Here is a 26,886-nt window from a genome sequence, read left to right as displayed (position 1 = left end):
AGTGTGCCATCCGCCACTACCCTTCGACTCCACACATGGTGACATGATGGGGCGCAGGTTCTAGATATCCAGGTTCCTCACGTACTGAGCGTTTTCCTGGATAAAACGACTGCGAGGCGCTGTTTCGGAACCCATAAGGACACTGAAAAGATGGTCGGCCGCCGCGGCGTCTTGCACCGTGACCTGCAAAAGGGTGCGTCGCTCCGGGTCCATAGTCGTTCGCCAGAGTTGATCGGGATTCATTTCACCAAGACCTTTGTAACGACTGATCGAAACTCCGCTCGACGGCATCTGTTTGAGAATCTTATCTTTCTCGTCGTCGGTATAAGCGTACTGCTCTTTCTTGCCGTGGCGCAGGCGAAATAATGGTGGCTGAGCAATAAAAATACGTCCTGCCTCCACCAGCGATTTCATGTAGCGGAAGAAGAAAGTCAGGATAAGCGTCCGGATATGCGATCCGTCAACATCGGCATCAGTCATGATGATGACCTTATGATACCGCACCTTGTCAGCATCAAAATCATCCCCGATACCGCATCCCAGACCGGTAATCATCGAACGGATTTCCTTGTTGGAGAGAATCTTGTCGATCCGTGCTTTCTCGACATTAAGGATTTTCCCACGTAGAGGCAGGATCGCCTGGAAACGTCGGTCTCGTCCCTGTTTGGCGGAACCTCCGGCCGAATCGCCCTCGACGATATACAGTTCACACAGCGCCGGATCGCGCAGTGAACAGTCTGCGAGCTTGCCGGGCAACGCCGCACTGTCGAGCGCAGTTTTACGCCGTGTGAGTTCCTTGGCTTTGCGGGCTGCTTCACGAGCGGATGCAGCCGCAAGGAGTTTCTCCACGATTTTTCGTGCTACCGGTGGGTTCTCTTCGAAAAATGCTCCCAGGAACTCATTGGTGATTTGCTCAACAATGCCTCGCACTTCACCATTGCCCAGCTTGGTCTTGGTTTGGCCTTCGAACTGCGGGTCGCGTACCCGGGTCGAGATGACCGCCGTAAGTCCTTCCCGGCTATCCTCGCCTACGAGACCGATACCGTTGGATTTGACCAGGTTATATTTTGAGGCGTAATTGTTGATCGAACGAGTTAGCGCGGTGCGGAAACCGGTCAGGTGCGTACCGCCCTCGATAGTGTGAATGTTGTTCACATAGGAGTAAACCGATTCAGAGTAACCGTCGTTGTACTGGATCGCGACCTCGACCTCAACATCTTTGCTGGTTTTCTTGAAATGAATCGGCTTTTTGAAAACGGGCGTTTTACTTTCATTAAGAAATTTGACAAACTCAACCAAGCCGCCTTTGGCCAGGAAGTTGACCTTACGATCGGTTCGGTGATCGACAAGGTCGATAGACAAACCTTGATTGAGGAAGGCCAATTCTCGGAGTCGCGAAGCTATGATATCAAACTTAAATTCTATAGAAGTGAAAACCTCGGTATCCGGCATATAGCAAGTCCGAGTACCAACCTTTTTGCGCTTGCCGTTTTTCTTAACTTCGGTCGTGGGAATGCCGCGGGCGTATTCCTGGCGATAGACTTGCCCGTCGCGGCAGACTTCTACCCAACACCATTCCGACAGGGCATTGACGACAGACACGCCCACACCATGCAATCCACCAGAGACTTTGTAAGATTCGTGATCGAACTTTCCGCCCGCGTGAAGCTTGGTCATGACCACTTCCAGGGCTGAAATCCCTTCCTCGGGGTGCGTCTCAACCGGAATACCACGACCATCGTCGGTAACCGTGATCGAACCATCCTTGCCTATCTCTACAACAATATGGGTAGCGAAGCCGCCCATGGCCTCATCGATCGAATTATCTACGACTTCGTAGACGGTGTGGTGAAGTCCACGGCTGCCGACATCGCCGATATACATTGCAGGACGACGACGTACAGCTTCAAGCCCTTCAAGTACTTTGATTGTCGTCGCGTCGTAGACGTGGCCGTTCGTCTCTTGCGGTATTTCTTTTTCGTTGTCTTGAATTCTAGCTGCCATTATCCCTTGTTAGCCTTTCTCACCCCGTACGAATCGAAGCTGTTTTACAGCTTGTCCATATGGGTACTGACGAATATTCTCCAGAATCGATTCGGTCTGCATTACCAGTTCCTGCCGCCAGGCATCATCAGCCACAGCGACATAGAGAGTTGTATCCTCAAAACGAGTGGCGGTTGCCACCTTTGCTACTTGCCGACCGACTATCTCCGGCCAGTTATTGACTACCTGCCAGCCGTGATATTTCCGTGTCAGTCCCAGCGAACCGATTACAGCGTCAATCACTCCCGACAGGCGAGGAACGTTTCTATGTTGGTCGAATCTACCCATTTCAGGCGATCGGTTTCCTTGTTTCTCCATCATCATATTCAGGATATTAAGATACTGATTTGTTGAATGAATTGCAAGGAAAAAAGGTAACGTAACCCGTTGGATACGATAGGATTATGGTAGGCGTTCAGGCTTGAAACCGTCCCTTCCAGATCAAACGTCGATACCGTTATCCCCGCATACGAAAAGCGATGAATTTGCTACATCCCGACAGGCTTTTCAGACCGTATGTAGTTACTACTTCCTCTATCGTACAGACTCTGAATATGGAAAGAAACCAGCTACGCCGATCTTTGGCTATTTCCGCCTCTTGATGTTGCCAGAACCGGCTACATGTTTGGAAACATCGTCGGGCTTGCCGTAGTAATCGATATCACCGCTGCCGTATATAGCAGCGTCGAGGATCTCGGTAGCATGGACGCGTATATCACCCGATCCTTTGATGACTACGATTGCATCCCTGGCAATTAGATCGCGGGCATCTATGTCACCCGAACCGGCCAGATTGATCTCAAGCTCGTCAATCATGCCTTCCATCTCGATATCCCCCGATCCTTTCAGATCGAACTCAAAGAATTCGCCGTCCATATTCCGAATCTCAATATCTCCCGAACCCTTGGCCACGAATCCCTTAAGCTCGGGCACCGTTATCTCTATGAGACAGTCCCTGCGAGTGCGGTACGATTCGTCCGAGTAGATACGCAGGGTTCTCCCTTTCACGTCGGTTTCAATGATGTCTATAAGGTTGTCGTCAAAAGTCACTTTGATTGATTGTTCTCTACCGACGACGACGACAATGTCGTATGACCCGGAAGTTCTGATTTTACTGAATGCTTTGACATCCCGATCTTCGGATACGAGATCGCCGGAGCCTCTAATTCCCCGGGTGCTACCGAAAATGTCGGTGAACCAGTTGCCGGCTGAGACCGAGGTAGCGATCATCATCAGCATACACAGGGCGACAAAGTACAATTTGTAGTTTCGCATGTATCCTCCGGTTGTTCGTATATTCGCAATTGCTATAACTGTCTACGGCCAGAGTGGTCGGAAGGTTGCAGGGGAGGAGAGGGGATGATTCGAGTGTCGGACAGAAAAAAACTTAATAAGAGATTGCTCTTAGCAACGATGAGACAAACCCCGGTTTCTAAATCTCGAGTTCATATTCCTGATTGTCCTGTCGTTCTTTGCGATTTTGCTGGAATATGACGATTAAAAGCAATCCTTTGGGCAGCAGGACGATTGTTCAAAGACGACTACTTCCTTACAGCGATAAACGACCCGCTATCAAGGACACCTATGAATCCCACGGTCTGCCAGGTCCCGGATATTGACTGTTCGGAGACAGTGCCACTCAGTAGAGTATTGGCATCGGCGAATCCGGGATTCAAGTCGATGAAAATATGTCCGTCCTCATGTATCCCCGCCAGCCTTCCGCTGTCTACCATGTGGAAAGTGGTGTCCATGCCGCCCGCATTGCTGATCCGCCATATACCAGTGAGATACGTTGAATTAACGTAGTTCCATGCAAGCCATCCGGAAACTTCGAGGAAACCCGAACTATCGTATCCAAAATACTGATAGGCAACTTGAAACACTGTGTCCATTCCAGGCACCAGCACCAGACCTGCTGATGGAACAGGTACAACGATCTGGCATCCGCCATAGCTGCTGTCGCCCGCAACGAATGGCGGGACAGTCAGTGATGCAGAGTCTGTCAGAGGAAGATCAACAAAGGCGAAGTACCCTTCCACATTTGACATTACCCAGTATAGGTCCGGAACCAGGGTAACATTCTCCTGACCGAGATGATCCTGCCCTCGGAATTTCAACTCGACTTCAGCGCCCATCACCGGAGGGATGATGACCGAGCCATCCGGACAAATTAACAACTCCCACCAGGCATCCAGGATCACGCCGGAAACAGATCCCGTCAGGCCGTATATCTCTACATCCAGTTCGAGCGGGTATAAAATGGAACCGGATGGACTGACATCAATGTCTCCTTTCAGCTCATCCAGACTGGGTGCGTAAGCGGAGATAGTTTGAACCGCAAAACCTGGTGCCGTGAAAACGATCTCGTACTCTCCCGGACAGATTGGTCCGGGAATGTAGAAGTAACCATAAGAGTCAGAGGTAACAACAACCGCTGAATCAATCCAGTCGATTGAAACTGAAACATTGGGGACAGGGCTATCGTCGTAGTGATCGCGAATGATACCTTCAACGGTATATAGTATTTCAGTATAGTATGGGAGTGCAAGTTCTCCTGATACGTTACCTGTAAATCCCTGGCATGGATCTTGAGGTGGAGGCGGATCGACGCTCGAATCACAGGAAATTGTGAATAGTGAAACTCCGATGATGAGGAGAACAAAGCCGATGGAGATGCCGAGGAGATAATGCGAGGTGTGGCTGGTTCTGCGATATCTCGACAATCTGATTTGTGATCGGTAGAACCCTGTCAAAGTACACTCTCCCGGTTCATGACCTGATTGAGATATCTGTACGATACTTCGCACCCACCAGGATGTCAAGCGATGCCGAGACCTCGGTCGAGGCGGGAGCGAACCCTTGACTTGTCTTGAAATATGAGAACTTACAGTCTATCGTGATCAATTTGCGACTACCATTTTATGTCATTTCAACAACAACATCTTGGTTTCAATATGATCTCTTGCTTGGAAACGATATAGGTTAACGCTCGATTGCAATGTAGTCAGGGAATCGTGATCGATTACTCTTTGAGCATATACGTTTGCCATAGGTCGCGGCGACTTGATGTCAACATCGGGGTCATGGCCAGCTGACCGGTGCGTCCAATGCTCTTTTCCAGGTACTCCAACTCAATGAGCTTGGCTTTGACCTCAGGATCGGGGGGTACTTTTATACCGGTTTGCCGCATCAGGAGGATCCCTTTCGCGCCCAGAGATAACTCCAATTGCAGACGGAGCAAACACAACATGTCAGACACAACAGTTCCCGGAAACCGATCTTTCAGAGATGCCAGGTAGGTTCCGACACGAGTGTTTCGGATATCGCCTGATGTAATCGACTCCAGAAGTTCCATATCAGTATCGAAGCCGACGCCCAGCCATTGGCGGGTGGCTCGTTCACTTTGAGCAAATACAATCGCCGTCAGCGGCAGCAGAACGATCAAAATAACCGCTGTCATGAACAATGGTGGGAGAAGAAAATGATTGAAAACGGCATGTATGAATATTGGCGGACCGAGGCTAATCAGTATCATTGATCGGAAATGATCCGGGTGTTGTTGCAAGAGAATCCTTGCCAGTACCGCGAGGATTGCGGTCGTACTGCCATGCACGACGGCAGTACCGAGTCCACGAACGACCCAGACGAACGGGCTTGCGACAGAGAGATTCTGCAAATAGTAGATGTTCTCGACAAGGGCAAAGCCTGCTCCAACCGCAAAGCCGACGATTGCACAATCGACAGCGAAGGCAACCCGCTGGGTACGAAGCATCCAAACAACGAACACCGCCTTGAGTCCTTCCTCAACAATTGGCGCCAGGTATCTTGAGAAGGTGGAAGTGGATAACGGTAGAAGATCAATCAACCAGCGATTGAGAAACATGCATACGATGGCCACAATCCCACCGACCAGGAGAGACAGTCCTACTGTCCGGGGTCTCACGAGTCTGAAGCTGTCCAAGAAAATCAATGCCACCAGGAACAGACATACCGGTACAAGGCCAACCGCGATGTTCAAGAGCTGACTCCCGTTGCGGCATAAGACATATGATTGATCCAAATCTATGTTATAGAACAGCACGCAAGAAAGCTGTCGATTATCTCGACAGCATTTCTTGCAACTAACTACCTGAGCACCGTTTCCCCGTCCGTCTCAATATGTCATGTCGAATACGTTTAACGACATTTCAGCGCGACACTTCCAATCAAGCCAGTATATCCTGCCCCTGAGGGCTGGTCGGTGCCGACTGACCGACTCGATGTGCCAGTAGCTGTTTGACTAAATTACATTCGAACCAGATGGATGTTGGTGTGTTTCTTGTCGCTGGTCGCATATTAATCCAATTACTTGTTCTTCTTCTGCTGGGCTCTGGTTTCCAGTTGTTCCTCATACATCAAGCCTTCGCTGCAAACACGACAATTCATAGTCTCGGTCGGTTCGTCCACGAGAACTTCAAAGATGAGAGTGTATTGGTGTTGAGCGACCAGATTCATTGTTACGAGCCCACTCTTGACAGCAATCTGACTCTCAGGATTGTCGTGCTGTCGGAAGCCGTCAAATCTGTATTGTTCCGGGTCGAACTCCAGGATAATTTCATTTGGCCTGACTGCCAGAGCTTTGATATCAATCAACAGAGCCTTGCCGGTTACGCGTGATTCAATTGAGCCACTCACACCGTCCAGATCGAAGGCGTCCCGGTCAAGCGCTACCAGTCCCTCGGAAATGCCATCAAGCATAAGAGTACCAGCCAGATGTGAGGGGTCCATTTTCATTCCCTCCAGGGAGCTTCCGGTCCACAACGAAAAGACCAGGAGCGCTGCCGCTGCGCCGGCAGCGAAACTTAGCCCATAGCGTGGGTTCAATACACTCCGCACGATTTCAACGATCGTCTGTCGCGGAGAAGATTCTTCTCTGGAATTGGTCTGATAGTGCTGACGAACCGAATGCATGACATTGGACTTGAGATTTGAAGGGGGCTCCACTGCTCCCACTTGATCAAGAATACAGACGGTGGCCTTGAGATCGTCGTAGTATTTTCGGACCTCTGCGTTTTCTGCCAGATGCTTCTCCAAGTCCTCTTTGTCGTCAGCAGATCCGCTTCCGTCAATCACCTTGTTCATCAGTTCAACAATTTTGTCATCAATCATATCCTACCATCCCTCGTTTGCGAAGCACCTGGCCCAGTAGTCGTCGCGCGGAAAATAAGCGTGACTTAACCGTTTTCTCGGGAATACCAAGTACGAAACTCAGATCCCGATATGTGAGGTCTACGAAATGTCTGAAGACTACGACCATACGATAATCAAGAGGGAGTTCGCCAACGGCATCCTCAACCACCTGATCAATCTCTTTCCGACGATATTGTTCCTCGGGCGTGCGAGCCGTGGATGCCAAGTTCTCTGGAATCTCACTCTGAGGCTTCCGGCATTTGATCCAGTTAAGAGATTCGTTAATAGTCATTCGATACACCCAACTAAAGAACTTGTATTTCGGGTCGTAGCTCTGAAGTTTCTCAAACGCCTTAGTAAATACCATTTGCGAAACATCCTGGGCATCATCACCATTACCTACGATCCTCAGAGCGGCATTGAATACCGGTTTCTGATACTTATCAACGAGCACCTCGAAGGCTTTCAGATCGCCTGCGAGACAATCCTGTACCAAGGTTCTATCATGATCATTATCAGCTTCTGTCATAAATACCATCTTCCGACAGGGAGGTTGGTGAGAAATATGAATCTCCGGTCAAATATACGTAAAAACGGATCATTACCTGATTACTCAATGTCAAAGACCTTGTCCAGACGCGCATAGTGGAACACCTCGCGGACATGAGGGCTCATGTTCACCAGTTTCAGGCTGTGGCCCTGATCACTCAATCGCTTGTATGTAATCAGCAGAACAGACAAGCCACCACTGGAAATGTACTCAAGTCCGGTAAAGTCTATTCGAAGTGGACTGGATATTTTGGCGAGTACTTCCTCTGCCTTTCTGGCTTGAGCAGCGTCCAGTCTGCCCACGAGTGATACGCTTCCATCATCTGTCATCGTGATATCAAACATGTTATTTATCCACGTTCTTTGTCATGGTGATTATGCTGTTTCCATTCTTGTATGTAAAATCGACGCTGTCCATGAAAACCCGAATTAAATGCAATCCCAGGCCTCCCGGATTTCCCTGCCGAAGGCGAGAATCGATGTCCTCCGGCCCGGGATACACAACATCGAATCGTTTGGCATCGCGGTCGATCAAGTTAACGACAATGGTTCGATCATCAGTAACAATACTAAGTGAGAGGCTCTGATGTGAGCTAAAATTGTGCCTGACAGCGTTAGTGAATGCCTCCTCGATAGCTAGACTGAGGGGGAGCCTGATTGTATCGTCCAGACTGTAGGCGGAGGCACATTCCTCGACGAAACTGAATACGTCATCAAGACTGTCAATGCTTCTGCGAAACTCGCGTTCCATAGTCCGCCGGTCATGATAGTGTTCTCTGATTCACTGTTATGTCAAGCTAAGGTGCCGACTAATGCGAAGTCAAAGAATTTCTGACTTGAGTTCTATCGTTCTAAAGCACCTTCAGAGAGACCATCAACTCATCGGACAAGTACTCTTGTTCATCAAAACCTGCTGCATAACCAACCGAGAAAGTCAATTTCAGTCGGGAAAGCAGCTTGAACCTCAGATCAAGCTGAGTACCGGCATTGAAATACGTGGTGCGATACTCCTCGTTGTCCAGATTCGTGCTTAAAACTGTTGAGAAAAGTGAACACCTGATCCACATGATATGAAGCGCCTGCCAGCCAAGATGACGGAAACGGATTGGAGGTAGATTCAAGTCTAGGACGGCCCGTGCGAAATTGGTGCCGCCTATGGCATTCAACTCAACCCCTGGAAAAGCATGAGTTTGACGATAGCGTTTTTCGGTTTTATAATCAATCCAGTTGTTGCCAAATCCTCCAAAAAAGAAATTGGCGAACGGGTTGTCCCTGTCTCCCGGTGCATAGCCTGCTGAGGTCCTCAACCAGATGGAGCTATGGTGCAGGGACAAGGGAATCCCGAAATCAAATCGAGTAGCAAACTTGGAGTAGAGTTTGCGATTTACATAGGTGTTGTTCGAAGTGAGATTCCACAGTATTCCCTTCTCGTGATCCACCGCTCCCAAAGAGGCTTTCCGGTTCTTGTAGGTCCAGGCACCATTAAGGGTAACGAACTCATCGAAAGTAGTCGCAATATTCTGGTAATCAGGCATTTTCTCCAGGCCACCGAAGCCGGTCAAACTCAGCCGATAGTCCATCACACGCGGCAGATCGTACAGGAGCGTCCTTTTGTATAGGAGACCCGCCGAGTATCCTTTGCGGCTTGTTTTGGTGGGTCCGAATAGATCGTAGAAATCAGCTCCATTGTAATTAAACGAGAATTGCCAGTTCAGATAAATATGGTGCCAGCCAACATGCCACCGTTCCTCCTGGGGCAAGCTTTGATTCGGAGTATATGAAACGGTCATATCGGAACTGTGGAATCCAACCGGCTCTTCGAGATTGACCCGAAAACCATAAGCTGGATACTCGCCATAACCTTCAACGATGGGATACATTGACACCAACCGGAAATTTGCCAGAGCATGATAGTTCCCTGTGCTGACGGTGAGAGAATCGAGATTGATGTCGGCCATAGAACCGACATTCCAGTCTCGCACAATCGGATATTCCCTGGCGATTTTATGACCAAGAAATGTGATGGCGCTAATGTCTTCCAATGGTCGGTGGGGAAGGATAGCCGGCAGGAATCCATCTCTAGTATATCTGAATGCGATCATGGAATCTTGTGAGACAGGGATCGGGTGGAACAACCCGGTCTCGCAGTTGCTCAAGGCTTCCATCGAATCAAGCTTGAAGTCATAGCGGAATATGTTGGAAGCCCCCGAGTAGTACGAGGAGCCATACAGGAATCGATTATCGTCAGAGAACACGAAACCGGCTGGAATGCTGTGACCGAACTCAAATAGTGTGGAGTACGACGAGTCACCGGCCACAAGAGAGTCTATGTTCATGGCAATCAGAGATTGTCGTCCGGAGATTTCCGAAAGTGCGGCGGTCACAATCTTGCCGTCACTGGAAATATCCAGGTCATAGATGTCCTTACCGTAGGGCCACGAATATATCTGATTCCAGTCATCGTAGGGATAGGGGACACGGGTCAGCGTGGAGATGCCGTTGTAATGTCGAACCCCCCATAAGGAGCTGTCATTCTCATTGAAGGCAAGATCACCCATCCTGAGGTCTTTCTGCAGGGTGCGGGTCTGCTTGGTTCTGGTATCAATAACTCTCAGATCGCGCCAGTCGTCATTGTCTGTTGTGTAGAAAAGTTGATGTCGGTGACGATCAAAGGCCATGGCCGACACATAGTAAAGAGCTGCCCCTTTGATATCGCACAACTTCCGTATCGATCCATCACTGATACTTATCGCAGCTATGTGAGCTACTTCCCCGGGATAGTTCACGGCTACATATATCTCACCTGACACTGAGTCATACTGAGCACGAGACAAAGAGCCAAGAGCTATTGGGGAGAGGTCACGATAGGGAGTTATCGGATATTGCCGAATACTATCCAGGTTGACCTGCTGAAACTCGTGTTCCCAATCAATCCACTGGTTCCAGGCGTCACCCAGTCCCATGTCGTAGACTTGCTTGAACTGTGATATGACATATGCTTTGCTACCTCCAACTCTTGCCACCCAGTCAATAAGACTTTCCGGACCATAGTGCAGGGCGAGGTAACTGAAAAACCGAGTTCCATATAGATACGATACAACTCCAACCTGAAAATCCGTCTGGGATCCATGTGATTCAACCCCGATAGGGTCATAGAACGAACTGCTATCCAACACCATGGTTCGGAACACCATCTCGTCGTAAGCCCCTTGAACACGTCCGATGCCGCCGGCCATCCAGGTTTCTAAAAAGACAGCAATCCCTTCATGGAACCAACGCGGGGCTGCCTGGCGAGGGTTGGTCATATAACCGTAAAGTATTGACAGGGGATTATCCGAAGTCTCACTCACTTTTCCAAAGAACATCTTGCGGAAGAACTTGTCTCGGCCGGTTGCCTGGTCCAGTGCCACAATGTGAACCAACTCGTGGTTCATGAATGTATTCATCCGTTCATTCGCCGGTGAAGTCTCGTAGGCGTAGCTGATAGGCGCCACCAATAACGATATCCTGTTTTCCGGAACCGCCGCTGCCCCGGCGTTCCCATAGTCAGCAATATCGAACATAGTTACAGTGACTTTTTCGGATGGTGTGTAATTTAGCAGTTCACGGTGGAACTTCATTGCGTTTTCGAAACACCGGGCTACATGAGGCGCAAGGTAGGCTTGTGTAACCTCGTTGTACAACAAACGCATGTTCTCGGTTTCGAGAGATTGGAACTGGGCACGGGTTCCAGGGCCAATTACCAGGACAATCGCCGCTACGAGAGCAATAATGTATTTAGACATGTGAATATTCTGAGTACAGACCCTTATACAAGTATCTGAGACGGATGCACATCTGCAGCTCAGATGTGCATCCTATCCCAGATTATTCGATGCCAACCGGAGTACGTCTGATTGTCACAAAGCTACATCAGAGCTCTGTACTCCGCGGAGTTGTCGCTACTTACTTCTCGATCGTCGCGGCCTTACCGGCATGGGCAATCATCTCCTTCATGAATTCCTGATGAGCTAAGGAGCGTTTGAATCCAGCGTGGGTCATAGCCTTCTGGAAACCGGTATTGCTCAAAGCCTTCAGGAGACCCTGGTTGCCGAGCATCTTAGTTAATAAACCCTGGTGTGAAAGAGTCCTCTCCAAGCCAGCATAGCCAAGCATTATCGGGAATCCGGAGTGCTTCATCATCACGCCAAATCCAGCGTTATTTAACATCTCCTGAAAGCCGGCATTGGTAAGCAACTCGAGGAAACCCTGGTTGTTAAGCATCTTAACAAAATCCTGGTTGGAAAGACTCGTGGCGAGTCCGGCATGGCTAAGCATTGTATTTATGCCGGCATGACTGAGCATTTCGCGGGTGCCGGCGTGTGATATCAATCTGTCGAAGCCGTACTGATTCAGCATCTGGAAAAAATTCTCGTCGGCGAGTTGCAAGTTAATGCCGGCGTGTGACAGCATCTCAGACATTCCATGTTTGGCCAACATCTCAGAGAAGTCTTCTTGGACCATCATCACCTGAAATCCCTCGTGGGTAATCATCTCCTGGAAGCCGGCGTTTCCCAACATCTCCGGGAACCCCGAATGCGTCATGGCCTCGCCAAATCCCTGGTGGTTGAGCAAGTCTTGGACGCCCTTGTCCACCAAAATTGTGCTGGCCCCAGCATGACTCATCATCTCGGCAAGGCCAACAAGGCCAGCATGACCAGCCATTCCTGTGAAACCAGCGTGACCCAGCATCTCCGCGAAAACATCATCGGCCAGGAGCATTTGGAAGTCCTGGTGTAGCATCAATTCCTGGAAGCCTGCGTTACCAAGCATCTCCGTGAAAACCTCATCGGCCAGGAGCATTTGGAAGTCCTGGTGTCCCATCAATTCCTGGAAGTCCTCATCAGCAATCAGTCGCTGGAAGTCGTCACTCTGCAATACTGACTGCAATTCGGGATCGTCAAGAATGACGTCGTCTTCAGATATTTGCTCGGCGCGATATGTCTCGGCAACTCCGATTGTACCGCGAGCTTCATCATCAGATGGCCCCTGTCCGCCAAAAGCGACAAACAAGACCAAGATGACCACAACTGCCAGTCCGCCGCCAAGGAATACCCAGGTATTCTTGCGCGGGGATCCACTCATCTTCGTAGCCATAACTACCTCCTATTAAATGACGATGTGTTCAATATGCTCGCCTTCCGTGCCAAACGCAACGCATATTTCACAGTTTGATTGTAAATTTTCTGACTGATACCGCTCTCCTCAGCTTGAAGTGGCAACACTTCGGTTCACTATGCTTAGCTTGAGAGGTCTTTCCATTTGATGCCTCGCTCTATACGAAAGTACAACTGAATCTCAGAGAAGTTGGTGTTGCATCTTAGATACGAAACTTTGTTTTCTGTGAACGCGGGATCCCTATTCGGGATGTGATCCCCTTTCCGACTCTCGATGATTATCCCAGCACAATAACAATCTTGACATGAGGACCTATCGTGACTAATTTTAGCAAGCAGCACAACAACCGGGAACAGATCATATCTGTATTGTTGTTATCTTTCTTGAGCTTGCAGCCTAATGACAATAATGAAACCGAATAGCAAGGAGTAAGTCGTGAGTAGCGAGGTACTATATACATCTAAGTCTACGACCAGGAGTCTCTGGCAAGAATATAGGATATATGAAGACCATGTTGAGTTTGCTACGCATCTCGGTCTTGTCTCCATACCGCTTGACGCCATCGAAAATGTTGATGTTCAGGAATCTGATGTGAAAGGTCTCTTGAAGGGTGATCTCAGACTGAAGAATTTCAAGCCGGCAATAAAAATAGACTGGGCAAATTTCCTGGAGCATGTGGTCCTGGACAGGAATGAAGGCTTCTGCAAGAGGTTCCTTTTCACTCCAGAAAACCCAAGTGAGTTCAAAGAGGTTCTGGATAAGCTTCTTGCAGCGCACAAGCAACGGTAGCGGTAGTAAACGGCAATAATGGTTTTCGTATCTGGTATTGAAGATAGTTGAAGGGAGATGGTAAGCTATGAAATGCCCTGAATGTTCGTACAACGCAATGTCATTCGGCAAATGTCTGGTTATATTCGACCCGAGGCGTATTCGTTGCCGGAATTGCGATGCCAAACTGAAATTGTCGCACCAATGGGTATCCACTTTCTGGGTCTCCATCGCTGTGGCGTTCGTTTTGGGTACACTTCACGCTCTATTGGACAATCTGTTCAGCTCAGACAACGTAGCGTTCTCTCTTGTCGTATGGGTTGCAGCCGCTTTGTGTTACGAGTTGGTATTCTGGAATTTTGCGACCTACGAAGTGATGGTTGTCGAGGAAACTAGTTCTTAGTCTACCCCTCGAATATCTGTGCCGCCTGACCGATAACGTACGGCCAAAAGCCTCAATCTGAGTGGCTTTTGGCACAGAGCGTCACACCAAATACGCGTAATTCACTATCACATCCCGAATCTGAGTCTTTATCCACATACTACAGAACGTTGCCATATGAGAATATTTTGTATACTGGGTTTTCCAAAGCAGGAAGATTCTTGAAATTTCCCTCGACAATAGATCATATTGACGGCAATTTGTATGAGTTGATATGTACAAGTGTTTGAACTGACTCGTTCTGAGAAAGGATTTCCTATGAAACGTCTGCTGATTTTATTCGCTGCAGCAATGGCCTTTATTTTCTGCGCCACAGTCAGCTCTGACGAGGCCAAGGAAGACAAGGGGGCCGCGCATGAGTATGTAGGCGTCAAGAAATGTAAGATGTGCCATAAGAAAGATGGTATCCATGAGAGTTGGCTGGCTACAAAACACGCTACCGCCTGGGACAGCCTTTCGGCCGAAGATCAGAAGAACAAGGCTCTGGCACCCTTCTACACTACGGGCACAACGGCCAAAGATGTACTATTGACGGGTGTCCAGTGCGAAGCTTGTCATGGTGCAGGTTCAGATTATAAGAAGAAGACCGTCATGAAAGACCGTGACAAGGCAGTAGCAGCTGGATTGATAATCCCCGACAGCACCAGCTGCATGGTGTGCCACAATGAAAAAGCCCCTGGAGTGTTGGGCACGACCGCCAAAGATTTCAACTTTGAGAAAATGAAACTCACCGGTATTCACGCTGATATGAAGAAGCCAGAGGGTAAATAGCTTTCGGTTTTCGTTTATAGTGAAATTTAAAAAGCGCCCCCATTGGGGGGCGCTTTTTCTATTGCTTCATATGCGCGGATGAGCAGTGTTGACAAAGGTTTGAGTCTAATCAGGTGACTGTGAATCATTGTCCTCTTGCTTGTCAACAACTGTAGCGTCATTACTTGATTTGGTACTCTCAGATTCCGATGATTCTACTCCAGGAACATCACCGTCGATTGTAACAATATCGTCGTTCGATACCTCAGACAGGTACTCAGCGAGAGCAGGATCATCGGGGTGCTCATGCTGATAGAAATCCAGCGGCATCTTGCCATTAATCCAGGCCGGGTTCATGGGATAGACCGCAGGGCTGAACACAGTCGAGTACAGGTGCCATACCAAAATAGCCAGGGCAGCCAGCCAAGCTTCGTAGTAATGGACTACGAGCATGACATCAAGGAAGCCCTTGGGAAAAAACTCCACTGCTACATTGTCAAACCATAGGAGATATCCGGTGACAATCATCACAACTGATCCCCAAGCCAACGCCCAGTACTCGGCCTTCTCCACATAGCTGAATCGTCCTGCGCGCGGTCGTTTGTGTTTCGACCCCAGATTATATTTCATCATTTGCATGAAATGACGGAAGTCACTGAATTTCGGGAACATATCCCGGAGAAAATCGCGTCCGCGGCGCGTTGCCAGAAAGATCAGATGCCAGAGCGCGGAAAGCGTAAATATGACAGCAGCCACACGATGTAATATGCCACGCATAGGAAATCCGCCATCCCAGCCAAAGAACCACTCTACCCAGAAAGCATCAGAAAATCTCAGGGAGAATCCAGTTATCACGAGCAAGATGAAACTAATCATCAGGAACCAATGCTGAGCTGTTTCGTTTCTGGTCATGCGGCGGATCTGTCGCCGGAGCATGATGAGATGAATCTGCTTGCGAAGATCAGCCAGCCAATGTACCACCATAGCCCCAATGATAACTATGATAGCTATGACATAGATGTCAGCCACAACACCGGCAATTGGTGTTGTCGAGATCCCGGGAGTACCGTGGACAGGTGTTTGGGCCAGCTTTTCGGAGATGTTGGGATGACATTCACCGCAAGTGGCTTGCAGATTATTCGCGTTGACGGGCGATTCCGGATCTCTACTGGGAAGGATTTTGTGCGCGCCGTGGCACGAGGCACAATTGGCCACAGCCACATCTCCGGCCTTGCTTTTCAAACCGTGGTAGCTATCAACCCAACTCTTGAGGCGGTCAGTCGGTAGTCCATACTTCGCATTGAGGCGAGCTGATTCATGACAGGGGGAACAGGTTGCTTCTGCTACTCGTGCATGGCTTACTAAGGAACGCGGATCGGAAGCGGAAAGAATTCCATGCTCACCGTGACAGTTCGTGCAGACCGGTGGATCTGTTTCTCCCTGGGTCGCCAGTATGCCGTGGATTCCGGCATGAAAGTCATCTCTTGCTCCCGGATGACATTTGCCGCACGTCTCTGGAATGTTAAAATGGTTGATTGATGATTCATGGTGTCCCGGACCCAGAATCCTGTGAGCGGTACCCGATGTCGAATGGCAGTCATTACAAGTAGCAGCGAGACTCACGCCGCCGCCTGAGGCTTTGCCGTGCACACTGGTCTTGAACGCAGTCAATACTTGTCTGCTGTAAAGTAATTCGTGCTGTTCAATCATGTCCTGATCTTCATGACACCGATTACAAGTCTCCGGGACATTTCGGACATTGACCCGCGAATCAATGTCAGTCACAGGCAGGATATCATGTCTGCCATGGCAATCAGCACACGTTGGGATACCTTCTCCCCTATCAGAAACTTTCATACGACCGTGCCACTGATAGACCTCTGTCTCAGTGTCGTGACATTCCCCACAATCTACGAGAGCAGTCGGTTCTTCGTCGTGCGGAAGCTCTACTATCGAACTGTGGCAATCAACACACAAAAAATCGTTGTGCACTGAGGACACGAGACAGGAATCATACTGAGGTGCTCGCTCCCCGGAAGCCTCTTCATGACAATCCAAGCAGTCGGCATTTTCGATCTGCCCGTTAGCTATCACAGGACAGATCAGAAGGACTGCAAACACAATCGCCAATGATTTTGTAAGTGTTACCTTCATATTTGGAAACCGCAGATTGCCGACCACAACAGAGCTAACCGCGCCGCGTTCCGATAAACTGAAGTGACGCTCCGAGGGTCGATCATTTACAAGTTGGGCCGCCGAGATGGCGGCCCAACAATATGGAACAACTCACTAATCCTTCGATCAGAAGTCCATCTTTACACCGGTTCGGATCATAAACATCTGTCCGGTTTCGTCTCCATAAACATAACCGGCATCGTCCTTGAGATCAGCAAAATCACCATCAAGTGTGATAGTAACATCGGATGCGATACGATACTGGATGCCGGCTGAGAAGCCAAGTAGTTTGTACTCAAGGTTTGAGTACTGGTCCATTTCATCGAAAGTGAAATCCTGGTGGCCAAGTTCCGGATCACCCAGATCATTGACCAGCCGGTCTTCGACATCGGGCATTATCACCTGTTCATATTCTGCTTTCGACATAGTATAGCGAACCATACCATTGATGTTTACTTTAGGTGAGGCCTGCCAGCTGGTGCTAAGATACAAATTCTGAACGTCGGTCTTATAATCGGCCATGGTATACATGGAACCGTAATGTTTAGCGTCTCCAACTGAGTCGCGTGATAGACCGCCGCCTCAGCCATCGAAGAGAGCGACCGTAATCGGACCTCTCGATTTCTGATGCGAGAGAGTGAACCCGGCTGTCACTACTGTTCTGCTGTTGGGTATCAAGTTCAGGAAAAGATTCGGTTGAACACTGAGATGATTGACGTCCAGGGAGTCAAGATCGTTATTCTTGTCATAGGATCCTTTGACCCCGAAGTTTACATTTACCTTCGAAGTTGGACGCCAGGAAGAACTCCATTCAACTTTGTGAGCTACAGTTGGCTCGGTTGTGATGTTCTGGTACCGGATCTCCTCGCGCTGGTGATAGAATATAGTAGAACCACCACCGGCCGGGGTGAGCAGATCGCGACCGACATCCTCAAAGAACCCACGACCGGACATAAAGGGATCCGTCGTCTTTTCAAAACGGTATTTCAGAGACGTCGAGTATTTCAGACCTTTGCGGTAGCGCAGCTTGGCCTGACCCCTAAGAGTGCTGGTTGTCCAGCCTTCATCAGGTACCGGGTAGTCGTCACGATCGACACGGTCATAACCGGCCAGAATCGAAAGGGTCATCTTCGGCGTAATACGACTTATGAACTCCGCTGAAACCTTCGCCACACTACGATCCAAAGAAGAGTATCTCGTGTGATCAAAGTCCTCGGTCCAACCGGGGCGCCCTTCGCGGAAGGTCGGCAGATCGATGAATATATCATCAGCGGTTAGTCGCACCATCGAAGCCTTGGCAATCAGCCGCGACTTGGGAGACAACGGCACCGCATAGCTTAATGCCCCCGACAAGGCGTCAGTGGACAGGTCGGTCCTGTCGTTGGTCGCTTTGCTGTAGCCAAACGATGAAGCCAGGCGCCCTTTACCCACTTTGCCTTTTAACCGCACCTTGTGCGATATCTTCTCTGTTCTGGGCAGAGCAGCGTAAGGTTGAGTAGTGTCTGAATACACTAACCGGGTAGGAAATTCAGAAAGGTACGGCTCTGCATCTATATTCCAGGGATGTACTGCTTCATCCCACCGAGCCTCAGGATCGGCCATGCCTGATTCGAAAAGCCGATACCCAACGGTGTATCCAACATCGAAATTGCTTACCTCAGCCTCAAGACCGGCCTCGACCGTATGGGTCCGCTTGTCAACCGCCACCGTCTCGGATGTTAGGTGGCAACTGAAACAGTGAGTGGAAGCGATCGCCTGCTCGGTGCCGTTTTTCAGAATACTCCGATGAGCGGCAACGAAACGGACCTTTCCCTTTTCTGAGAGAAGCAGGCTAACCTTGCTCAGGATTTCCTGTCGGGTGTAGTTGTAGTCGGCTCCGGGATCGGTAATATCATGGGTTAGCATCTTGGCAGCGGCAGCTTCCTTGGCGGCAATATTGGTCAGAAGGTCCTGTCCGTTCTGAATTACCATTGAACGGTAGCTCAACTCGAAACTAAGCCGATCACCGGATACGGCGTGAAGAATGGCTCTCATATTCTGATCATCGAAATAGTAACTGCTAAAGCTCAGTAGTTTGCCTTTTGATCGGGACATCAAGTCCAAACCAACCTCGGGCAACATCTCAGTATTGCCGAGGTTATACTCGCCGATCTTCTTAGCGTTGTCCGTAAACTCCGTGTAGTGCGAACCAATCCAGACCGAGTAATTAGTCACGGCCTGGTCCGTTTCGCCTGCCAGAACCGAACCGGATAAAACCAGAACGGTCAGGCAGACACTTAGCAATGTAATTGTCTTCTTCATGTTCTGCTCCTATCTGGTTAAGGCGCCGCCGCCGGTTGTAATTGACTGGGACGGCAGGTCTGTCCCATGAACCGTAGTATGGCACTGTGTACATTTGGTCAGCATGCCAGTTTTCCAACCGTCCGGCGTAGACATGGTGGTCCTGTCTGGTGCGGTGGCAGGTGGCGTGAAGGACCCATCAAGGCCATCAACCGTGGCATGGAAGTGCATCGGATGACAATTGAGACACAGAGCCGGCTCGTTCTGCTTGAGAAGGTTGTTGGCCACTGAGCCATGGGCCGTATGACACATCATACAGTCTTCGCTAACAGGCGCGTGCTCGAAGACAAATGGACCTTCCTTTTCAGCATGGCAGCCGAAACAGAGTTCTCGACCAGTCCCGTTTTGCGCCAGCGGCGCATCTTCTCCATGGACACCGTGGCAGTCCAGACAGGACATCTTACCTTCAGCAATGGGATGTCTTGAAGGCATAAATGACTCTGCGCGGACCTGAGTGTGGCAACCATAGCATAGTTCGGTGGTCGTCGTGCTGGTCTTGGAGCTGTGTGCCTGGTGAACTGTGTGACAGTCGGCGCAGGTTACTCCGGCGGCACTGTGACCACTGAACATCCAGTTGTCGAAAGTATGTCCGTCGTGACAAGTAAGACACAACTGGGTGCCGCCAAACTCATCATGTTTGGCAGGATTGATGATACTCTCTGGCTCACCTTCTTCAACGTGCTCAAGCGCTGAACCGTGGCAAGACTCACAACTCTGACCCTCCATGCGTCCTATTTCTCCAAAATAAGTCCCGTGAGTCGTTTGTTCAAAGGCTGCGACCAATTCGTCGTGGCAATCCGCACATGTTTCGTCCGGCACTCCACCCACAGACGTAATGGCACAGCACAACACGCTTCCCACGACAATGAGAAGTATGATAGGGACCGCTGTCCCGAATCTTGGGCCAGCTTTGTTAGCGATTGTCATTTATTACCTCCGCAACCTTTGCATGTATCTATAGTTTCATTGTGACAATTAGTCAATTTGGCCGGAGAAAGAGCCAATCAGGTGCTCACTCCACACTCAATCCTTTCACATAAATGGGAATGTTGTTGGCAACAACTTCTTCAGGTTTGAACGTCTGTCTCTGATACCCCTTCCACAGGGTGTCTGATAATGAACAATCGAAAACCATACCAATGAAACAACGAGCCGTAATCTCGCTTCGACCGGGACTAGCCAGCTTCTGCATCGCCAGACGATCAAGTTGGTCTTTCAGAAACGATGCTAAGTTGCCACGGATCACCCGGTAGACCTTCTCTGCTTCCTTATGTCCACTCAAGCTCGAATAGAGTAGCAGGCGATATAAGTCCTGGTTGGTGGTGAAAAAACTTAGAATATGTTTGGCCAGACCACTGAGTATGGCCTCCAGAGAAGTTTCTGATTGGAGTCGCTGAAACAACTCATCACATCTAGCACGGGCTGGTATTTGCTGTAGTACAGACTTGAAAATATCATCCTTCGAAGCGAAATGGCGGTACAGAGCCGGCTCTGTTATGTCACAGGCGGTGGCGATATGTCTGACCGTAGTTTTGTCATAACCCTGCTCAGCGAATAACTGTGTTGCTTGTTTGAGGATCAGGTCTTTTCGTGAACCGCCTTGGCTATTCATTTCACAATTCCAGACGTGGTTAGTTATCGTTCACTAACTTAGTGAATCAGATCACAAGTGTCAACTCAAAAAAACAGAACTTGTCGATCTCTACTACGCCCGACATCGATCTGGAAATACCGTCCAATAAATATCTCGTAAACACCTGATTTTTTAGTAAAGAGGTTGTTTGTTTTCAGAAAACTCGAATTGAGGTTGAGCTGTTGCGGAGGATGACAATTAAACAGGTCGCAATACAACATACTAAACAGTAGTTTGTCAACCTCGTCTGTCAGATGATCAGGTGTCTGGTGAGCGTAGAAGTCAAGCCGCGATCACACCCGCACAGTAATTACTCATTGAGTTGTGGAGAAGTCTCCGGCGTGAAGATGCCATCTCCCATTCATTCTTACTCCTGATAAAGTGGAACCGACTGTCAACTCATCAGAAAATCAATGGTAAGAAAACTGCAGGAAAAATCTTGCGATGGCCGTCAACACTAATTATCTTCTGGTAACCCCAAGTGCAGACTCCCTTGACGTTCCTTCCCGGGGTTGTTTCTGTTAGGACAAAAATAGACCGAGAGGCGATAACATGAATGCTGATGCAAGTCCTATTCTTGTAGTTGGAGGGGGCATAGCAGGAATGACTGCGGCCCTGGAAGCAGCTGAGGTTGGCTATCGCGTTATCCTGGTGGAAAAAGAGGCCTATCTGGGTGGGCGCATTGTGCGCATGTATCGATATTTCCCTAAGATGTGCCCCCCCACATGTGGGTATGAAGTCAACATTCGCAGGATCAGACAGAACCCCAGGATAACGGTTCACACGCTCGCTACAGTAGAAGAGATTACCGGCGAGGTGGGTGACTTCAGAGCCATCATCAAAGTCAAGCCAAGATTTGTGACAGGGAAAGTTGCTCTGGACGATTCTATGGTTGACCAGTTGTCATCCGAACGATTGAATTCATTCAACTACGGGATGGATAAGACCAAAGCGCTCTACTCGCCCCATGATATGGCCTATCCATCAACCTATGTTCTTGATCGCGAGGCGCTGTCTGAAGAGGATGCGGCTAAACTCACTGACACATTTCCGGACGGTGCGATTGATCTCGACATGATAGAAAAGAAGATAAAGGTAGACGTTGGGGCCGTTATCGTAGCAACCGGCTGGCATCCTTATGATGCAACCAAGCTCGACAACTTGGGGTTCGGACAATGTCGGAATGTGATTACCAACGTCATGATGGAGAGGCTAGCCTCCCGTAATGGTCCCACCGAAGGCAAGATTCTCAGGCCATCGGATGGCAAGCCGGCCGAGAATGTGGCCTTCGTGCAGTGCGCGGGTTCGAGGGATGAAGACCATCTCCCATATTGTTCGGCGGTCTGCTGCATGGCTTCATTGAAACAGGCCAGATATCTCCGGGAGAAGAACGAAAACGCAAAAGCCACTATTTTCTACATTGACGTCCGTACAATCGGTCGCGAAGAGAAGTTCTACTACGATCTCCTGGAAGATGATAATGTGTCCTTTGTGAAGGGCAAGGTCGCCAAGATCAGTGAAGACGCCGGCAGCAAGGACTTGCTACTTGATGTCCAGGATACTATGTCGCGTGACAATCTGCACGAGAAGTACGATATGGTAGTTCTGGCGACTGGTATGGTGCCTAACGGTGTCGATTTCAAAGTACCGTTCGAATTGAAGTTTGATGAGTATGGTTTTTTTGACGACTCGGCCAAGATGGAAGGCATTTATGCCACCGGTTGTAGTCGGCAACCGTGTGATGTCTCCCGAACGACAAAAGGTTCCACGGCGGCCGCACTGAGAGCGATACAGTGCCTCAACGGAGGGGAATGATATCATGGATGACAAAATCGGCGTTTTCATCTGCACTGGATACGGAATTGCTGAGGCCCTTGATATTGATGCCCTGAGCAAAGTAGCCACCGAAGAATTCAGCGTGCCGTATTGCAAAATGATAAGCTCGTGCGAACCGCATGATCTTGAATCCGTCCGTGAAGACATAAAGAGGGAAGGCCTTACTAAGGCCGTGATTGCCGGAGTTTCTCCCCGTCACTATGAGGGTGACGCTTTTGCCAAGGGTGTGATTGTGGAGAAATTCGCACTACGTGAGCATGTGGTGTGGTGTCAGCCACCTAATGAGGAAGACACCCAGATGTTGGCCGAGGATTATCTCCGCATGTACATCACCAAGGTTCAGAAGATGGCCCTGTTGGAACCATTTCAGGCGGAGGAAACAATCGACAAGAGCATCCTGGTTGTTGGAGGCGGAATAACCGGAATGACCTCGGCACTGGAGGCTGCCCGAGCCGGGTACGAGGTCCGCCTCGTAGAGAGAACCGACAGACTGGGAGGATGGCTGGGCAAACAGCACAAATCGGTCCCAACCAAACCACCTTTCCGCGATCTTGAAGATACCGGTATCGAAGCGCTTGTCGCCGAGATCGAAGGGAATCCACTCATCAAGACATATATGTCGGCCAGTACGAATGCGATAACAGGTGCGCCGGGGCTGTTTGATGTCACGCTGAAATCAGCTGACAACGGCGGTTCTGAAGGTGCGGTTCTCGATAGCTTCCGGGTTGGTTCTATCATTCAGGCCACTGGTTGGAGGGCATCCGATCCCCGTGAGAACCTGTCCTATGGCAAGGTCGACGATGTCATCCGGAATGTGGATTTGGAGGAGATGATCAAGACCCAGGGGCGTATTACTCGTCCCTCGGACGGCAAGGAAGTGAAGAGCATTGCCTTTATCCAATGCGGTGGTTCTCGTGTCAAAGAGCATCACTCCCATTGTTCATCGATCTGTTGCCTTACTTCGCTCAAACAAGCCATATACCTGCGGGAAAGCGATGAGAACGCCAAAGCGTACATTTTCTACGAGTTCATTCGCACTCCCGGGCAGTATGAAGATTTCTACCGCAGAGTACAGGAGGACCCCGGGGTTTTTCTGACCAAGGGAGATGTCGCTGATGTAACTCGCGGTGAAGACGGTAAACTCGTTGTAACAGCCAGGAATACCATGCCCGGTGAGAACATCCAGGTAAATGTTGATCTGGTAGTCCTGGCCGCCGGAATGGTACCCAATTCTGCGGACGGTGAGGCTATTCGAGCGTTTGAGGATGCGAAACTTACCGCAGCCAAGGGAGAATCCGATATCCAGCGGGCGGCCGCAGCCGAAAAGGTTGAGGAACTCAAGCATCACGAAGGTACCGAAATACTCAACCTCGTATATCGCCAGGGACCTGATTTACCGGTCCTTGAATACGGTTTTCCTGATTCGCATTTCATCTGCTTTCCTTATGAGTCTCGACGTACCGGCGTCTACGCCGCCGGATGCGTCCGACAACCTATGGACGGTCTTGGCAGTCGGGATGACGCCACCGGTGCAGCGCTGAAGGCAATTCAGTGTGTTGAGATAACCTCCCGCGGTGAGTCAGTCCATCCACGCGCATGCGATAAATCCTTGCCGGACTTCTTCCTGCAAAGATGTACTCAATGCAAGCGTTGTACCGAAGAGTGTCCTTTCGGCGTTCTCGACGAAGACGAAAAGGGTACACCACAATTATGGGCAACCAGATGTCGTCGGTGCGGGACCTGTATGGGTGCCTGCCCGGAGCGGATTGTTTCATTTAAGGACTTCTCTGTCGATATGGTCGCTTCCATGATCAAGGCCGTCAATGTACCCGAGGAATTCGATGAAAAGCCGAGGATACTTGCGCTCCTTTGTGAGAATGACGCCTTCCCGGCCATGGACCTGGTGGGGCAACACCGCCTGCAATTCAACCCGTATGTACGAATCATACCGGTGCGATGTCTCGGCTCTGTTAACTCGGTGTGGGTCACAGAGGCTATATCGGCCGGGTATGACGGTGTGGTTATGATTGGCTGCAAGTACGGTGATGATTATCAATGTCATTTCATCAAGGGTAGTGAATTGGCCGACTATCGGGGTGAGAATATTAGAGAGAAGCTGACCCAAATGGCCATGGAGAATGAACGAGTGGAACTCCATCAACTACAAATCTCCGAGTACGAAGAACTCCCTGAGATTTTCGCAAAGTTCCAGGAGGAAGTAATCGAGAAGTTTGGCCCGAATCCGTTTAAGGGAATGTAATTGACAGGTAGCAGTAGTCTGACAAATGGGGTCGCTCGTTTGAGCGGCCGGAGGACATGAGACATTGGATACTGCCGAGAACAGTTCGCAAGAAAAGCCGGAAGCCGGAACCCACGAGGTTCTTAACACAACTGACGAAACCTCTGCTGTCAACGCACCGGTCTTGATCGAACCGGATTTGGGTTTCATCCAAGCGCTGGAGAAACAGGGCGGCCAGACTCTCAAGCAGTGTATCCAATGCGGTACCTGCGCGGGAACTTGTATGATCTCCCCCGACAAGAATGCTTTCCCTTGTAAGGAGATGGCCTGGGCCGCATGGGGAATGAAAGAGCGTCTGATGATCGATCCTGACATCTGGCTCTGTTACCAGTGCAATGATTGCTCGACCAGATGCCCGCGTGGAGCCAAACCGGGATATGTTATGGGGGCACTCCGGCAGGAATGTGTTCAGCACTTCGCCTTCCCTCGCTTTCTTGGCCGATGGGTTAATCAGCCCCAGTGTCTGCCGTTGCTGGCGGGTATTCCAATTGCGTTGCTGGCGCTGGCGCTGTATCTGAGAGGTCCGGTCGAGAAGCTATTGGGTATGTCGAGGGGTACCGGTGACGAAATTGTGTTCGCCTACTCTCACATGTTTCCCCACTGGTTGCTCAACAGTTTCTTTGGTCTGTTCACGGCACTGATGATCTTTACCGTCGTGGTCGGGGTGAATCGTTTCTGGCTCGCGATGAATAGTTCAACTGCGATGGGTGCGGTCTATCCACCGGTCAAAGGGCTATGGCCAAGTATCGTTACGGTGATTAAAAATATCTTCACCCACGATAAGTTCTCTACCTGCGACAAAGCGCACATTCGACTTTGGTCACACACGTTTGTTTTCTTCGGATTCCTGGCTCTGACATTAGTGACGCTGTGGGTGATCACCGCCAGAATCAACCCGCTTATTCAGGGTAATTTCATTTACCCCTTCAGCTTCTTTAATCCGTGGAAAGTGCTTGCCAATGCTGGCGGTCTGGCCATGATAATTGGTTTGGTGCTGATGATTCGTGATCGGGTCAAGAACGCTGAGAAGTACGGAGCAGGTTCCTATTTCGATTGGTCGCTTATCGCGATTTTGCTGGCGGTATTGTTCAGCGGGTTCTTCACTGAAGCGCTGCACTATGTTCGTTTGGAGCCACACCGACACTTGATCTATTTCGTGCACCTGGTCTGTGTTTTCATGTTGTTGATGTATCTGCCGTATTCCAAGTTCGCCCACATTGTCTATCGCACCACCGCTCTCGTTTTCGCCGAATACACTGGCCGCGACAATTCGGAGCAGCGTGTTATTAGCGTTGAGGGTAAGACATCTGGAAAGGAGGAAGTGCATGCCTGATAATCCAACGAAAAACGCATTCGAAGATAGACAGGCTCTCCTGACCGTAGTCATTCTGGTGGTTATTCTGCTGCCGTTGGTTTTCAGCGTCGTATCGTTTGTCTCTACCGAGCAGGCTGAGAGTAGTGAGCTGTTTCTCGAGATGCCTGATCCCCAATATAAGAATTGCGTCAAAGATACTGACTATATGCGCTACCATCATTGGGAACTGCTGCGGCAGATTAGAGAGGAAGTGGTGCGATTCGGCTTTAGAAAAGACCTGAGCCTCGATAAGTGCCAGGAGTGTCACACGAGCCGGGAGCGGTTTTGTAACAGTTGTCATGATGCAACTAGTTTGACGCCTGATTGTTTCGAATGTCATTACTATCCGTAAACAATTCGGCTCATGAGAA

Annotated in this window: 23 protein-coding genes; 7 read left to right on the top strand and 16 right to left on the bottom strand. The window is 49.7% G+C overall.

Features of this window, described 5'->3' with window-relative positions; all coding sequences use genetic code 11:
- Nucleotides 1–60: 60 nt before the first annotated feature.
- The 11 genes from gyrB to KOO62_01540 all read right to left on the bottom strand — a co-directional run bounded on the left by gyrB (nucleotide 61) and on the right by KOO62_01540 (nucleotide 12,897).
- Nucleotides 61–2,004 carry a DNA topoisomerase (ATP-hydrolyzing) subunit B gene (gene gyrB / locus KOO62_01590; GenBank protein MBU8932676.1) on the bottom strand — a complete coding sequence of 648 codons (1,944 nt, stop codon included), beginning with the start codon at nucleotides 2,002–2,004 and terminating at the stop codon, nucleotides 61–63.
- A gap of 9 nt (nucleotides 2,005–2,013) precedes the next feature.
- On the bottom strand, nucleotides 2,014–2,331 hold the full coding sequence (locus KOO62_01585; protein MBU8932675.1) for a DUF721 domain-containing protein: 318 nt from the start codon (nucleotides 2,329–2,331) through the stop codon (nucleotides 2,014–2,016).
- 297 nt (nucleotides 2,332–2,628) lie between these two features.
- The gene (locus tag KOO62_01580) at nucleotides 2,629–3,318 is read right to left on the bottom strand and encodes a DUF2807 domain-containing protein (protein MBU8932674.1); all 690 of its coding nucleotides are present in this window, start codon (nucleotides 3,316–3,318) and stop codon (nucleotides 2,629–2,631) included.
- A 266-nt stretch (nucleotides 3,319–3,584) separates the two neighbouring features.
- On the bottom strand, nucleotides 3,585–4,796 hold the full coding sequence (locus tag KOO62_01575; protein MBU8932673.1) for a carboxypeptidase-like regulatory domain-containing protein: 1,212 nt from the start codon (nucleotides 4,794–4,796) through the stop codon (nucleotides 3,585–3,587).
- Between the two features lie 269 nt (nucleotides 4,797–5,065).
- Nucleotides 5,066–6,061 carry a PrsW family intramembrane metalloprotease gene (locus KOO62_01570; protein MBU8932672.1) on the bottom strand — a complete coding sequence of 332 codons (996 nt, stop codon included), beginning with the start codon at nucleotides 6,059–6,061 and terminating at the stop codon, nucleotides 5,066–5,068.
- Nucleotides 6,062–6,387: 326 nt separating this feature from the next.
- On the bottom strand, nucleotides 6,388–7,191 hold the full coding sequence (locus KOO62_01565; protein MBU8932671.1) for a hypothetical protein: 804 nt from the start codon (nucleotides 7,189–7,191) through the stop codon (nucleotides 6,388–6,390).
- Nucleotides 7,184–7,741, bottom strand: a complete 558-nt coding sequence (locus KOO62_01560) for a sigma-70 family RNA polymerase sigma factor (protein ID MBU8932670.1) — start codon at nucleotides 7,739–7,741, stop codon at nucleotides 7,184–7,186. The genes KOO62_01565 and KOO62_01560 overlap by 8 nt, the downstream gene beginning before the upstream one ends.
- An 80-nt stretch (nucleotides 7,742–7,821) precedes the next feature.
- Nucleotides 7,822–8,106, bottom strand: a complete 285-nt coding sequence (locus tag KOO62_01555) for an STAS domain-containing protein (protein MBU8932669.1) — start codon at nucleotides 8,104–8,106, stop codon at nucleotides 7,822–7,824.
- A gap of 1 nt (nucleotide 8,107) precedes the next feature.
- A complete protein-coding gene (locus KOO62_01550; protein ID MBU8932668.1) occupies nucleotides 8,108–8,512 on the bottom strand; it encodes an ATP-binding protein in 405 nt (134 codons plus the stop codon).
- Nucleotides 8,513–8,612: 100 nt separating this feature from the next.
- Entirely contained in the window at nucleotides 8,613–11,546 is a 2,934-nt protein-coding gene (locus KOO62_01545; GenBank protein ID MBU8932667.1) for a hypothetical protein, read from the bottom strand.
- A 160-nt stretch (nucleotides 11,547–11,706) separates the two neighbouring features.
- Nucleotides 11,707–12,897 (bottom strand): hypothetical protein, encoded by a 1,191-nt coding sequence (locus tag KOO62_01540; protein ID MBU8932666.1) that lies wholly within the window; start codon nucleotides 12,895–12,897, stop codon nucleotides 11,707–11,709.
- 456 nt (nucleotides 12,898–13,353) lie between these two features.
- On the opposite strand from KOO62_01540, the gene KOO62_01535 reads away from it, so the two are divergent.
- The 3 genes from KOO62_01535 (at nucleotide 13,354) to KOO62_01525 (ending at nucleotide 14,899) form a co-directional block, all read left to right on the top strand.
- A complete protein-coding gene (locus KOO62_01535; GenBank protein ID MBU8932665.1) occupies nucleotides 13,354–13,707 on the top strand; it encodes a PH domain-containing protein in 354 nt (117 codons plus the stop codon).
- A 67-nt stretch (nucleotides 13,708–13,774) separates the two neighbouring features.
- A complete protein-coding gene (locus KOO62_01530) occupies nucleotides 13,775–14,089 on the top strand; it encodes a hypothetical protein (protein MBU8932664.1) in 315 nt (104 codons plus the stop codon).
- A gap of 297 nt (nucleotides 14,090–14,386) precedes the next feature.
- A complete protein-coding gene (locus tag KOO62_01525) occupies nucleotides 14,387–14,899 on the top strand; it encodes a cytochrome c family protein (protein ID MBU8932663.1) in 513 nt (170 codons plus the stop codon).
- A 105-nt stretch (nucleotides 14,900–15,004) separates the two neighbouring features.
- Here the strand turns inward: KOO62_01525 and KOO62_01520 are convergent, their stop codons facing one another.
- From KOO62_01520 to KOO62_01500, 5 genes are all read right to left on the bottom strand, one after another.
- Complete coding sequence (locus KOO62_01520; protein MBU8932662.1) at nucleotides 15,005–17,032, bottom strand: cytochrome c3 family protein; 2,028 nt, start codon at nucleotides 17,030–17,032, stop codon at nucleotides 15,005–15,007.
- Nucleotides 17,033–17,179: 147 nt separating this feature from the next.
- A complete protein-coding gene (locus KOO62_01515) occupies nucleotides 17,180–17,575 on the bottom strand; it encodes a hypothetical protein (GenBank protein ID MBU8932661.1) in 396 nt (131 codons plus the stop codon).
- 60 nt (nucleotides 17,576–17,635) lie between these two features.
- On the bottom strand, nucleotides 17,636–19,354 hold the full coding sequence (locus KOO62_01510; protein ID MBU8932660.1) for a hypothetical protein: 1,719 nt from the start codon (nucleotides 19,352–19,354) through the stop codon (nucleotides 17,636–17,638).
- A gap of 9 nt (nucleotides 19,355–19,363) precedes the next feature.
- The gene (locus KOO62_01505) at nucleotides 19,364–20,320 is read right to left on the bottom strand and encodes a DmsE family decaheme c-type cytochrome (GenBank protein ID MBU8932659.1); all 957 of its coding nucleotides are present in this window, start codon (nucleotides 20,318–20,320) and stop codon (nucleotides 19,364–19,366) included.
- Nucleotides 20,321–20,405: 85 nt separating this feature from the next.
- Nucleotides 20,406–21,005 carry a TetR/AcrR family transcriptional regulator gene (locus KOO62_01500; protein MBU8932658.1) on the bottom strand — a complete coding sequence of 200 codons (600 nt, stop codon included), beginning with the start codon at nucleotides 21,003–21,005 and terminating at the stop codon, nucleotides 20,406–20,408.
- Nucleotides 21,006–21,578: 573 nt separating this feature from the next.
- On the opposite strand from KOO62_01500, the gene KOO62_01495 reads away from it, so the two are divergent.
- From KOO62_01495 to KOO62_01480, 4 genes are all read left to right on the top strand, one after another.
- Nucleotides 21,579–22,841 carry an FAD-dependent oxidoreductase gene (locus tag KOO62_01495; GenBank protein MBU8932657.1) on the top strand — a complete coding sequence of 421 codons (1,263 nt, stop codon included), beginning with the start codon at nucleotides 21,579–21,581 and terminating at the stop codon, nucleotides 22,839–22,841.
- 4 nt (nucleotides 22,842–22,845) lie between these two features.
- Nucleotides 22,846–25,122: an FAD-dependent oxidoreductase gene (locus KOO62_01490; GenBank protein MBU8932656.1), complete on the top strand. Its 2,277-nt coding sequence runs from the start codon at nucleotides 22,846–22,848 to the stop codon at nucleotides 25,120–25,122.
- A 64-nt stretch (nucleotides 25,123–25,186) separates the two neighbouring features.
- The gene (gene qmoC / locus KOO62_01485; protein ID MBU8932655.1) at nucleotides 25,187–26,494 is read left to right on the top strand and encodes a quinone-interacting membrane-bound oxidoreductase complex subunit QmoC; all 1,308 of its coding nucleotides are present in this window, start codon (nucleotides 25,187–25,189) and stop codon (nucleotides 26,492–26,494) included.
- The gene (locus KOO62_01480; GenBank protein MBU8932654.1) at nucleotides 26,487–26,867 is read left to right on the top strand and encodes a hypothetical protein; all 381 of its coding nucleotides are present in this window, start codon (nucleotides 26,487–26,489) and stop codon (nucleotides 26,865–26,867) included. The genes qmoC and KOO62_01480 overlap by 8 nt, the downstream gene beginning before the upstream one ends.
- Nucleotides 26,868–26,886 lie beyond the last annotated feature (19 nt).

The sequence above is a fragment of the Candidatus Zixiibacteriota bacterium genome (assembly GCA_019038695.1).
Lineage (GTDB): Bacteria > Zixibacteria > MSB-5A5 > GN15 > FEB-12 > B120-G9.
Note: the sequence above shows the minus strand (reverse complement) of the source record. Positions and strands in the feature narration are given on the sequence as shown.

Coding starts and splice junctions, on each gene's coding strand:
- gyrB (MBU8932676.1), bottom strand. CDS start 2,004: ATGGCAGCTAGAATTCAAGACAACGAAAAAGAAATACCGCAAGAGACG.
- KOO62_01585 (MBU8932675.1), bottom strand. CDS start 2,331: ATGGGTAGATTCGACCAACATAGAAACGTTCCTCGCCTGTCGGGAGTG.
- KOO62_01580 (MBU8932674.1), bottom strand. CDS start 3,318: ATGCGAAACTACAAATTGTACTTTGTCGCCCTGTGTATGCTGATGATG.
- KOO62_01565 (MBU8932671.1), bottom strand. CDS start 7,191: ATGATTGATGACAAAATTGTTGAACTGATGAACAAGGTGATTGACGGA.
- KOO62_01560 (MBU8932670.1), bottom strand. CDS start 7,741: ATGACAGAAGCTGATAATGATCATGATAGAACCTTGGTACAGGATTGT.
- KOO62_01555 (MBU8932669.1), bottom strand. CDS start 8,106: ATGTTTGATATCACGATGACAGATGATGGAAGCGTATCACTCGTGGGC.
- KOO62_01550 (MBU8932668.1), bottom strand. CDS start 8,512: ATGGAACGCGAGTTTCGCAGAAGCATTGACAGTCTTGATGACGTATTC.
- KOO62_01545 (MBU8932667.1), bottom strand. CDS start 11,546: ATGTCTAAATACATTATTGCTCTCGTAGCGGCGATTGTCCTGGTAATT.
- KOO62_01540 (MBU8932666.1), bottom strand. CDS start 12,897: ATGGCTACGAAGATGAGTGGATCCCCGCGCAAGAATACCTGGGTATTC.
- KOO62_01530 (MBU8932664.1), top strand. CDS start 13,775: ATGAAATGCCCTGAATGTTCGTACAACGCAATGTCATTCGGCAAATGT.
- KOO62_01525 (MBU8932663.1), top strand. CDS start 14,387: ATGAAACGTCTGCTGATTTTATTCGCTGCAGCAATGGCCTTTATTTTC.
- KOO62_01520 (MBU8932662.1), bottom strand. CDS start 17,032: ATGAAGGTAACACTTACAAAATCATTGGCGATTGTGTTTGCAGTCCTT.
- KOO62_01515 (MBU8932661.1), bottom strand. CDS start 17,575: ATGGCCGATTATAAGACCGACGTTCAGAATTTGTATCTTAGCACCAGC.
- KOO62_01510 (MBU8932660.1), bottom strand. CDS start 19,354: ATGAAGAAGACAATTACATTGCTAAGTGTCTGCCTGACCGTTCTGGTT.
- KOO62_01505 (MBU8932659.1), bottom strand. CDS start 20,320: ATGACAATCGCTAACAAAGCTGGCCCAAGATTCGGGACAGCGGTCCCT.
- KOO62_01500 (MBU8932658.1), bottom strand. CDS start 21,005: ATGAATAGCCAAGGCGGTTCACGAAAAGACCTGATCCTCAAACAAGCA.
- KOO62_01495 (MBU8932657.1), top strand. CDS start 21,579: ATGAATGCTGATGCAAGTCCTATTCTTGTAGTTGGAGGGGGCATAGCA.
- KOO62_01490 (MBU8932656.1), top strand. CDS start 22,846: ATGGATGACAAAATCGGCGTTTTCATCTGCACTGGATACGGAATTGCT.
- KOO62_01480 (MBU8932654.1), top strand. CDS start 26,487: ATGCCTGATAATCCAACGAAAAACGCATTCGAAGATAGACAGGCTCTC.